Genomic DNA, 11762 nt, shown 5'->3' on the forward strand with positions numbered 1-11762 from the left:
CTCGATGCCCTCGCGACCGTCGCGATCGCCGGCGAGACGCGCACCGTCGCCCCCGCCCTCGCCGGCCCCAACCCCCTCCTCCTGGGCGGGTTCGTGGAAGACTACCGCCCCGAGTGGGTGGATATCGCCGCGGCCTACCCGGCGCCGGCTCGGCCCGGCACCGTCGTCGCCTTCGACGGCGTCAACGACGCCATCTACCTCGCCGCCCAACCCGGCGCGGCCCTGTCGGGTAACGTCCTCGCGCCTCCCGATCGCTCCACCGTGGCCTTCTGGTTTCAGGCCGACGACGTCCACCTCGCCGGCCCGGATGCGTCGCGCACCCAGGTGCTTTTTGGCGTGGGGGATGAAGAAGGCGGCCTGTCCGTCGCCCTCGCGGCCGGCCGGCTGGCCGTTACCGCCTGGTGCGCCGACTTCGGGCCCCGGAATGTCAAAGAAACCGTGCTCGCCACGGCCGGCGTGCGCTCGGGCCAGTGGCACCATCTGGCCGTCACGAACGACGAATCCGCCCGGCCCTCCGTACTGTTTCGCGCCTACCTGGACGGCGCGCCGATCCCCCTCGAATCCAGTTCGCTGACCGACGCCGGCCTGTCCGACGACCACAAGGGCTTCCCGCTGGATCTGACTGGCACGGCCACCCTTGGCGGGCTCGTGCCGCGCGCCGGCACCCTCCGCCTCGGCGGCACCTATATCGACGCCGCCGGCCCGGGCCCCATCCACCTGTTCGCCGGTCAGATCACCGACCTGCGCGTCTACCAGACCGCCCTCGCGCCAGACGCCCGCTTGCGCTTCGAGCCGCCGGAGGATGACGACGCGACACTCGTCTACCGTCTCCCACTGGACGAGGCCTCGGGCGCCGCGTTCGACGTGCTCACCCCGCCGGCACGCGCCTGCATGCCCGGCGCCGTGACGGCCGCCTGGAGCCCGCGGAACGTCGTCCTCCGCAGCACCACAGCCAATGGGCCGCTCGAAAACGCCTTCCTGCACTTCGCGCCCGACGGCGATGCGTCCGCCTCGCTGGGGTGGTCCGATTATACCTATACCGGTCGGCTGCACGCGGCCGACGCTGGCGCCGGCATCGGCGTCACCCTGCTGAGCCGCCACCCCGCGGGAGAGAACCGGCTGTATGCCTTCCGGCGCTACGCCGACCGTCCGACGTTCCACTTCTCCTCCGCCCCGGATGGATGGGCTCTGGCCGGCGCGAGCGATTCCGGCATCATCCCGGAGGCCGGCGTGTGGTATCGGTTCAAGATAGAGGTGGAAGATCAACCGGCCGAGGGCCCAAACGGGCGGACATCCCTCCGCGCCTGGATCTGGAAAGACGGGGAAGAGCCGCCCGCAGACGCAGTCGCCACCGCGATGGACGAAAGCCCCGGCCGGCTCACGGCCGGCACCGTCGGCGTCTGGCGCTTCGGGTCGAGCGAAAACCAGTACGACGACCTCGAAGTCATCGACCGCGTCTCCGGCGAGCGCCGGCTCAGCGAGGCCTTCGAGGAGTATGCGGCCGACGAGCCTCCTTCCGGCTGGATCGGCACGGGTGACCGCGTCCTTTTCGGCCAGCCGGCCACTCGGTTTCAGACGGTGGCGCTGCGCGACAACCAGGCGCTGCGTACGGCGTCGACGCAGCCCAATATCCACAGCCACTACCGCCCCGCCGCCGGCGCGGCGGTCTGGAAAGCGTACGTCTTCACCGGCCGGCTGCGCTTCACCGAAGCCACCAGCGGCGCCGGCGTCACCTTCTTCAGCGACTACCCGACTACCGACGCCTACTACGTCATCCGCCGATCCAAAAACAAAAAACGATTCCACGTGGCCTCGCGACGAGCCGGCCGCATCGCCGAGGGAGACGGGACCGAAATCCCCCTGGATACCCGGCCCAATGTGTGGTATCACTTCCGCATCCACGTAGCGCACCTCCCGGATCATCCTCAACAAAAAGACAACAAAGGCGCCACCCGCATCCAGGTGCGGGTATGGGAAGAAGGGACGCCCGAGCCGGCGGTGTTTGCGATCGATGTGCTGGATACCAGCGACCCGATCGCGAGCGGGACGATCGGCGTGTGGTCGAGCGATGCCGGCCTGAAGTTCTGGGACGATTTGCACGTGACCGCTCTCGACCCGGCTACCGGCGATGCCGGGGCCATCCTCTATGAAACCGACTTCGAGACAGTTGCGGAAGGTGTGTTGCCCGCCGGCTGGACCAGCACCGGCGCCAACCACGCCCTGAAGTCCGCCCCCACGATCTTTACCGTCGCGGCCTCCGAGCGGCACGTGCTGGCCCCCACCACCCCGACCGGCGAGGATCATCTTACCCATTACCTGCCATCCGGCGTGGATACCGCCGCGTGGCGCAACTACGTCTACACCGGCTACGTGTTCGTGCCCGACCTCACCACCGGGATGGGGATGATCGTCTACAGCCGGTACGGCGCCGGCGAGGACCGGTACTACAGCCTCCAGCGCGACGCGAATCGGCCGGCGTTTCATCTGGCCGGCCCCGATGGGTTGGACCGGCTGCAGGGCGACCTCGCCCAAGCCGAGATCCCCGTGGAGCCCGAAACCTGGTATCGATTCCGGATCCAGGTCGACACCGTCACCACCACCGCCACCCACCTCCGCGCCCGCGTGTGGAAGGCCACCGAGCCCATGCCCGCCGCGGATCAGATCGTCGCTGTCGACGCCGGCGGCGGTCGGATCGCGTCCGGCGGCGTCGGTCTGTGGGCGGCCTGGGGCGACCGCGCCTATTTCGACGACCTGCGCGTGCACCAGAACCAGCGTGTGCTGCTTTCGGAAGGATTCGTGGGTTTGCGACCTGGCGAAAAACCGGCCGGCTGGGTGGATACCGACCGCCTGAGCCGCTTCGCCCCGGATGCAACTCGCTTCGCCGCCCGCGTCCAGGACGACAATGTCCCGGTCTGGCGGCGTGTGGACGACTTCCCGCTCTGGCCCGTACGCGGCGCCCTCCGCTTCGACGGCGCCCTGCAGTACCTGGCGACCGCCGACACCCCGCTGGCCCCTGTCGATGGCTGCACGTTCGAGGCGTGGGTCCGGCCCGACCGCTTCGAGGCTACCCAGCCGATCGTCTGCCTGGGCGCATCGCCCACCGACGCATTCTGGTTCGGCCTCACGCGCGACGGCGCGCCGGCGCTGGGCTTCCAGGCCGGCGGCAATATCGTCGCCGCCGAGACCACTCGCCTGCCGACCGACCGCTTCAGCCACGTGGCCGCGTCCATCGCGCCGGCCGGCATCCAATTGTATGTCGATGGCGCCCCGGTCGCCTCCGTCGGCTCGCCGGAGCAGACCCAGGCGCTGTATGAGGCGTTATTCGATCGAGCGACAACTGGGTATGCGGAGATCGGCCGCGCCGGCGGCGCCGGCGCCCTGTTCACCGGCGACATCCTCGAGGTGCGCGTGTGGCGGGGCGTACGCGACGCCGATGAACTCCGAGCCACCGGGTACCTCTCGTCTCGCCGGCTATCGGCCCTCCACGGCGATGCGATGCTGGCACATTGGGTGGCCCCGGGCCAGGGCGTTATCGTCCCGAACCTGGCCGGCGGACCGCGGGGCGCCATGCGCCTTGGCGGGCTCGAAGGCGCCCGCCAGCCGCAACCCGTTGCGCGCCCCCTGTTCATGGAGACCGGCTTCTGGGGACCCCAGCGTCCGGTGCTGACCTTCCAGCGCCCCGCCGACGCCGTGGCGCACCCGTCCACACCCACCGCCACGCTGCAGCGGCGCACCGTCGAACTCTGGTTCCTGGCCGACGACGTGCACGCGTCCGACCGCCAGCAGCCGCTGTACCGTGAAGGCCGTGACGAGGCCGGCCTCGCCCTCTATCTCTTCGCCGGCCGTCTGTATGCCGGCGGCTACGCCGGCGCGGCCTGGCCGGGCAGCTGGCTTTCGACCGACCGGATCCGCTCCGGTCAGTGGCACCATGTCGCCCTCGTGCTCGACGGCCGCAGCGCCCTGAAGGCCGGCGCCCTGCAGCTGTATCTGGATGGCAAACCCGTCGGACGCGCGCCGGGGCGGCAGCTGGACGGCCACGCCGCGTCCTTCACCCTCGGCGGTTCGGCCGCCACGGCGCGCTGGCACGACGCCGCACTGGCCGGTCGGGGAGAGCCCTTTTTTGCCGGTCGCCTGCTCGGGCTGCGGCGGTGGGAGACCGCCCGGTCGCTCGACGACCTCCGCTCGAACCGGGAGACCCTCCTCGATGCCGCCGATGAATTGGCGCTGGCCTGGCATGGGGAGAATACATTTGGGGAGATGACTGTCGGCGCGGACCGGATCCAACTGCTGGGATGGCGCGGGTCGCCGCCGCTGCCGGCCGTAGCGCTCGACGCCCACACACTCGGCCTCGTGGCCGGTGCGAAGGGGTCGATGGAGCGGCACCGACTGACCGTGAGCCGGCTGGCCACGCTGCTGGGCGAATCGCGCCTTACCGGCCTGCACACCGAAACGGCGCGGGCGCTGGGGCTGAGCACCCGCGCGCTGGGTCGGCTGATGGCCATCGCCGGCGTCGATCAGGTGCGCGATCTCCGTGATTTCCAGGTCCTCAGCGACCGCGTGGCGTGGACAAAAGCCACCGGGATCGACCTCGAGACACTCGATCTGCTCATCAACGACATAGAAAGCGGCGCCGCGACGCTCCGACTCGACGACGCCAGCATCCGCGACCTCGCCGACGCCCTGCGGCAACACGCCGCGACGTTCCTCGTCCTCCCGGACGCCTTAGTCTCGGAGGGGATCAGTCAGGTCGAATCCATCGTCGCCGTGCGGTACCTCGGCGGACCGGACGCGTTCGGGAGCGCGGTCGTGTCGGCGCCGGTGCTCTCGCCAGCCGTGCTCGCGGCCGACGGCGCCATCCAATCGACCCTGTTTTCCGGGCGGAGCCTGACCGAGCTCGAAGCCGACCCTGCCTGGCTGACGGTGTTGACCGCCCTCGCCGGTGTCGAGCCGTGGCGCGCTACCCTTTCCGAGGCCGAGGCGCTGGCCTGCACCTGGTCCGCCCGGATCGCGGCTGGACTGGCCATCCTCCCGGGTGTGGCGGCGGGCGCCCTCGCGGCGCTGCAGTCTGCCAGGTTCGTCACCGCCGCCGGCGTCGTGCAGGCGCCGGCCGGCGGGTTGACCGATGAGGCATTAGGCGTCGTGCCGGGGATCGCCGCGAGCGCCGTTTCCGGCGTGCGCGGCCTGCTCGAAGCCCGCCTGGCGGTTCAGGCCCGGTACGCCGGCGTCCTCCTGGAGCGCCGCGCGGCCCTGGAAAACGCCGTGTACACCGAGTTGTCCGAGCGCCTGCAGGCGGATTCGGACCGGACGCGGACGGTGGTCGATTTCCTCACCGCCGAAATGCCGATTCACACCCTGGTAACGGGCCTCATGGCCGCCGACCCAACCGAGCCGCTGCCGGCGGACATCGCCGGCCCGGGCGGCTACTTGTACCGGCTCGCCAAGACGCTCCACCTCGTCCAGCGCTTCGCGCTCAGCGTCTCGGAGATCCGCGCGCTGCTCGCCACCCCCGAGCGATTCGGGCTGACCGGCGCGGCCGCCATCGTCCGTCCGACGCTGGCCGATCTGGACGCGTTGGAGGCTTACCGGACCGTCCGCGACGACCGCGCCAGCCGCATCCCTGCCGCCAGGGTCGACGCGCTGATCGATGCCCTCGCCGACGGCGGCGCGTCCGCCACGCTGCCCGCCCGCGTCGCCGCCCTGGGCGCGTGGGACGAGGCGCAGGCCGAGGCTGTCCTCCGGTATTTCGGGTGGATTCCGGGCCTGCCGCACGGGTTCGACCGGATCGATGGGCTGCTTCGGCTCCACCAGGCGCTGGCGCTCGCCGCACGGCTGGACGTGGACGCGGGCTTCCTGATCGACCTCGCCGGGGCGCCGTCCGAAGCGACCTACGCCGACCAGCGCCTGCTGGCAGACACCACCCTGGCCCTGCTCAGCGCCCGCTACAACGACGAGAGCCGGCCGGCGGCCCTCAAGCCCGTACGCGACGCCCTCGCCGTCCGCAAACGCGACGCGTTACTCGGGGCCGTGATGCATGGCATCCCGGAGGACTTCCCGCGCCGGCGGGACGCCGACCTGCTGTACGAGTACCTCCTGCTGGACGTACAGACAGGCAGCGTCGTGAACGCGTCGCGCATCCAACAGGCCATCGCCAGCGTGCAGCTGTACGTGCAGCGCTGCCTCATGAACCTCGAGCGCGGCGTCGATCCTTCAACCATTCCCCAGGACCAGTGGGCCTGGATGAAGAACTACCGGGTGTGGGAGGCAAACCGAAAGGTGTTCCTCTACCCTGAAAACTACATCGAGCCCGAGCTGCGCGACACCAAGACGCCCTTTTTCGCCGAGTTAGAGCAGGAGCTCATGCAGAGCGACATCGACGAGGCGGCCGTGCAGCGGGTGTATGTGAATTACCTGGACCGCTTCCGCGAGGTGGCAACGCTCAAAATTGTCGGCACGTATCTCCACCGGGAATCGGACAGCACCGGCGTGGGGAAAAACACCGCTCCAAATCCACCGGACGAGACGCTTTACCTGATCGGTCGTACGCAAACGGATCCGACGACCTTTTACTACCGTCAGCGCGTGAGCAACAGGTACGGCGAACGGTGGCTGCCCTGGAAGAAAATCGAGCTGACCATCAACGCAACATTTGTGACGCCGGTTTTCGCGTTCGGCAAGCTGTTTCTGTTCTGGCCGGAGTTCATCAAGCTTAAAAAATCTGTCCAGCGCCGGCTCGGGGAAGGGCTACGGAATACGTATACCGTCGCGTACCTGAACGACCTATTCGCCAAACCGATAACCCAGAAAGAAATCAACGATAAGCGCGTGGAGATCACCAATCTCCAGAATACGATTACGGCCATGTGGTTTGTCCCCTTCGGCTTCATAGGCATCCTCGCGGATCTCCAGCCTCGTCTCGATGCAGCAAGAATCGCATTGACCACGCTCGAGAATGGCCGTGCAGCTCAGCAGCGCGCCCGCAGCGCGATGGCCGCTGAGTTAAGTGTGGAGGAGATGGCCAAGTTCGACGACAAACGCTGGAAGGTGGATACCGAATACTACCTGCTCAACGAAACCGCCGGCGCGCGCGTCGAGCGTTCGATCGATATCTATAATACCACGATCAAGTACTCGTATTTCAACCTGAGCGGCGCATGGGTACATCCACAAATCTATGCCGCTCTGGAGAACGAGTTGACGATCGACGACTACCGCCGGCCCGAATGGCAGCGACTCTATGCCCAGCAAACACTACAACTTGCCGAGGAGACAACGATATCTCCCAAGCGGGATATTAACGCACTGGTGGCGCGCATCGACGACCGGACAAGCATCGACATCCCTGGTCCGGCTTTCGACATGAACGCCCTCACCCTGTCGTTCTGGGCGCGAATTGACGCTACCGGCGGCGGCGTACAATTGGGCTGGAAGTATACGTTTTCGGAGACCATCCGACGACTGTTGCCCGACGATCTCACAAAGCCGTTACCACGAGATATCGTCGATTCGATCGCTGCCGAGTTGATCAACCAGACCCCGTCTCCAGTGAGCGCGGAATCCCTCTGGCATACCACCCTGCTAGCCGGCTACGATGTCGATTCGCTTCGGGTCGAGGCGACAAACGTGGTCGCGGAAATCGCAGGCCGCACAGACGTAGAGGCTGCTGTCGCGACCGTGCTCGGGCATTTTGCGGATGCCCGGCGCGAGGCAGAAGCCGGTGACTTCGCAAAAACGAGTAGTGCGGCCGACAGCGCCGGCAAGGCGGCGACTCTCGGCGGGTTCGATCCCGATCGCGCCAGCGAGCTGCGTGTCCTGGCCGATGACCTGAAAAGCGCCGCTGACCAGGCGATTACACTAAACAACGCGGCCGATAAGGCTGAGGCCGCTCTCGCCGCCGAGCAGGCAAAGAGCAATCCGAACACCGCGGAAGTCAACAGGTTAACGAAAGACGCCACGAATGCGAAAAACGACGCAAACAGGCAAGCATCGGAAACGAAAAAACAAGCCGCCGATGCCGAGCGCGAAGCGCGCATTGCCCAGGTAGCCGAGCGACTCCAGCCGCGGTGGGAGTCGAATACCGTGGACCTCACCGTTCGCATGAAAGGGGCGGCCAATACACTCACGGTAACGGTCGGCCACGGGCACTGGCTTCATGTTGCGCTCACGCTCATGCGGACCGGCGACGGTTATACAGCAAACCTCTACGCCGAAGCCCCTGACCAACCCGAGTTGACAGCAACGGCCACCCTGGCCTCCCCGGTGCTCCAGCGAGGGAAACGGGTCGTACTCGGCTCGCAAAGCTCGGCAGCGTCCGGGACAACCGGCATCCACATGGCGGAGGTCCGGCTGTGGAACAGCGTCCGCGCCCCCGCTGACATCCGCGCTAACCGGAACGAGCGGCTTACGGGCCTCGAGAACGGTCTCTTTTACGTACCGCTAAACGTGGCGCCGGCAGGCTCGATCGTGGAGCTTACCCCTCCGAACGGGATCGCGTTTTTCCTGCCCCGAGCATCACTGGTCGCCAGGGAGCGCATCATCCTCATGTACGGCGCCGGCTCGCAGAGCACCATCAAGAGCCTGCGCAACAACCTGGAGGACCAGAGCTTCTCACTCACCCTGGAGCCCGCTACAGCCATCAGCAAGTACGACGTCCAGCTCAGTCGCGACGCCGCATCCAACCTCGCATCACCAAAAGCCATCGTCCACCTGGGTCGAACGGACGGCTTGCAGTTCCGCGACTACGCCACCGGAGAGCCCAACGTCGCCATCTACGCCCCGCCACGCCTTGCCCCGACCGATGCCGACCGGCAAAACTATCTCATCCGCAACCTGGAAGAACGCGAGTCGTCGTTGATGGATGTGAACAACCTGCCAGGCTGGTATGTCGTCGACACCGGCGACGAACAGTTCCTGGCGAAGGCCCAGATCACCAGAAGAGGAAGCACCCCGCAACAGGTGCATACCACGCGTGACCGGCTTCGCATCCGGTACAGCGACAACGCGGTGCAAGACGAGAGCGCTGCGCAAGCCCTGGCTGTCTATTTCGAAGAACAACCTGACGACGTTCTGACGGTGACCAACGACAAGGAGATCAGCGTGATCTTCGAGCGGCTGAACACCTTCGCCGTCCATGAACTGAGCCAGAACCTCTTCCAGGGTGGCCTCGACCGACTGCTGTTGGACTCTCAAGAAGCCAAGGAGCCCAACTTCAACCAGCGCTACAACCCGAATACCGCGTTGATCGACCTGGAGAAGAGCCGGCTTACAGATACGATCGACTTCCAGGGTGTGAACCGGCTCTATTACGAAGAGCTGTTCTTCCACATCCCCTTCCTCATCGCCAATCGCCTCAACGCCAACCAGCAGTTCGCGGAGGCGCAGCGGTGGTACCATTACATCTTCAACCCCACCGCCCGCGACGGTTCGGCCAGCAAAAACCGGTACTGGATGTACCGCCCGTTCCGGACGTTCGACGCGAGCGAGTCGATCGGCGCCTTCCTGGCCGACGACGAGGCGCTGACCGTCTACCGCGAGGATCCGTTTGATCCCCACGCCATCGCGGGGCTGCGGGTGTTTGCCTACCAGAAGGCGGTGGTGATGAAGTACATCGACAACCTGCTGGACTGGGGCGATGCGCTGTTCCGACAGGACACGCGCGAGGCCATCAATGAAGCCGTGTTATTGTATGTGATGGCCTACAACCTGCTCGGCCCCCGTCCGCAGCCGAAAGCGCGGCGTTCGACCGCCGCGCCCGGCACCTACGCCGACATCGCGGCGCGGTATGCCTCGACCGGCATTCCGGATTTCCCGAACGCCCATTCGACGGCCGCCGGCGCCGGCGTGCCGGCGCCTCACGCCTTCATCGTCACCGATTTCTGCCTCATCGAAAACCAGCAGTTCCTGGGCTACTGGGGGCGGGTGGAGGACCGTCTGTACAAGATCCGCCAGAGCCTCAACATCGACGGCATCTTCCGGCAGCTCGCCCTGTTCGAGCCGCCCATCGACCCCGCTGCGCTCGTCCGCGCCGTGGCCGGTGGGCGCGACATCGCCGGCGCGCTGTCGGACCTCAACGTGGCCGTGCCCAACTACCGGTACAGCCACCTTCTGGGCGAGGCCCGGGAGATGATCGGCGCCGTGATCGACCTCGGGGCGTCGCTCCAGTCGGCCCTCGAGGCTCGCGACGCCGAGGCGCTGTCGCAGCTCGAAAACACCCACCAGAAACGCATCCTCGAAATGACCACGACGGTGAAGACCCTCGCGGCAGACAGCGCCCGCGAGGCGATCGAGGCGTTGAAGATCAACAGGGCGCGCATCGAGGCCACCAAAAACCGGCTGGACCGTCTTATCGACGAAGACATTTCGCCGACCGAGAAGGCCGCGTTGATCCTCGCCGGCGTGGGCAAAGGGTTGCAGATCGTGGGGTCCGCGCTCAAGTTCACCGCCTCGCTCGTCGAGCAGGCGCCCGAGTTCCACGTAGGCGGCGCGGGCATTTCGAGCCCATTAATCGTCACCACCCATGGCGGCAGCAAGATCGCCAACGGGCTCAACAAAGCCGGCGATGTGTCCAACATCCTGGGCGACGTAGCCTCCGGCGCGGGCGAGTTGACGCAGCGGATTGCCGACTACGAACGCCGGCGCGGCGGTTGGGAGCACGAACGCACCATCGCCGGCATGGAACTGGATGAACTCGAATTCCAGCAGGAGATGGCGCAGATCGCCCTCCAGACCGCCGAGCGGCAGCTGGACATCCACATGAAGGAGCTCGAGCACAACCAGCAAATCGCCGATTTCTACCGGAGCAAGTTCACCAATCAGGCCCTGTACAACTGGCTCGCCACGCGGCTCTCCAGCCTGTATTTCCAGGCCTACAAAGTCGCCTACGACACCGCGAAGTCGGCCGAAAAGGCGCTTCAGTACGAAATACCCACCACCGATATCTACATCCGGTTCGGCCATTGGGACAGCCTGAAAAAAGGGCTGCTGGCCGGCGAGGCGCTGCTGCTCGACCTGAACCGGATGTCCAAGTACCACCTCGACAACGACAGTCGATTCCAGGATATCGAGCGGATCATCTCGATGAAAAACGAGCTTCCGTTGAGCTTCCTCGAGCTAGTGGCCGGCGGCGAATGCCAGTTCCAGCTGGACGAGGCCCTGTTCGACCGCGACTACCCCGGCCATTACTTCCGGACGATCAAGACGATCGCGCTATCGATCGTGCCGAAGGCCGGTGTGGACCAGGGCCAGTCGATCCGCCTCACCCTTACCCAGATGGGCAACAAGGCCCTGCTGGCGCCCGACGCCGGCGTGGTGCGGTACCTGATGGGTTTCGATGACGCCCAGCAGCCGGACGGCAACACGCTGCGCGTCAACTGGCGGTCCAACCAGCAGATCGCCGTGTCGAAGTGGCAGCAGGATAGTGGGATGTTCGGGCAGTTCGACCTCAACTTCCTGTTCGACAGCCGCTACTTCCCCTTCGAGGGCACCGGCGCCGTGTCCACCTGGCGGATCGAAATGCCGAAAACCTCTAACCCCTCGTTGGACTTCAGCAAGATCGCCGACGTGACGATCACGCTGCGGTACACATCGAAGTACGACAATGGCGCGTTCAAACAGAGCGTGGAAGGGCTGCTGGAGGAGCTGGCGGGGGGGTGAGCTGTGTCCCCTTACCCCGAGGCAAAGCTAGCGCCGATGGTTACGCTGCCGGGCGCATACCCTCGGCATGGTGACGTTTTGGAAACCCATCCCGCCTTTGTATCGTGCCACCC

The 11762-nt window shown here is 66.3% G+C and carries 1 protein-coding gene; it reads left to right on the forward strand.

Features of this window, described 5'->3' with window-relative positions; all coding sequences use genetic code 11:
- The first annotated feature begins 93 nt into the window (after nucleotides 1-93).
- Complete coding sequence (locus tag SH809_17925) at nucleotides 94-11649, forward strand: LamG-like jellyroll fold domain-containing protein (GenBank protein ID MDZ4701595.1); 11556 nt, start codon at nucleotides 94-96, stop codon at nucleotides 11647-11649.
- Nucleotides 11650-11762: the final 113 nt, after the last annotated feature.

It is taken from the genome of Rhodothermales bacterium (assembly GCA_034439735.1).
In the GTDB taxonomy this organism is placed as follows: Bacteria; Bacteroidota; Rhodothermia; order Rhodothermales; family JAHQVL01; genus JAWKNW01.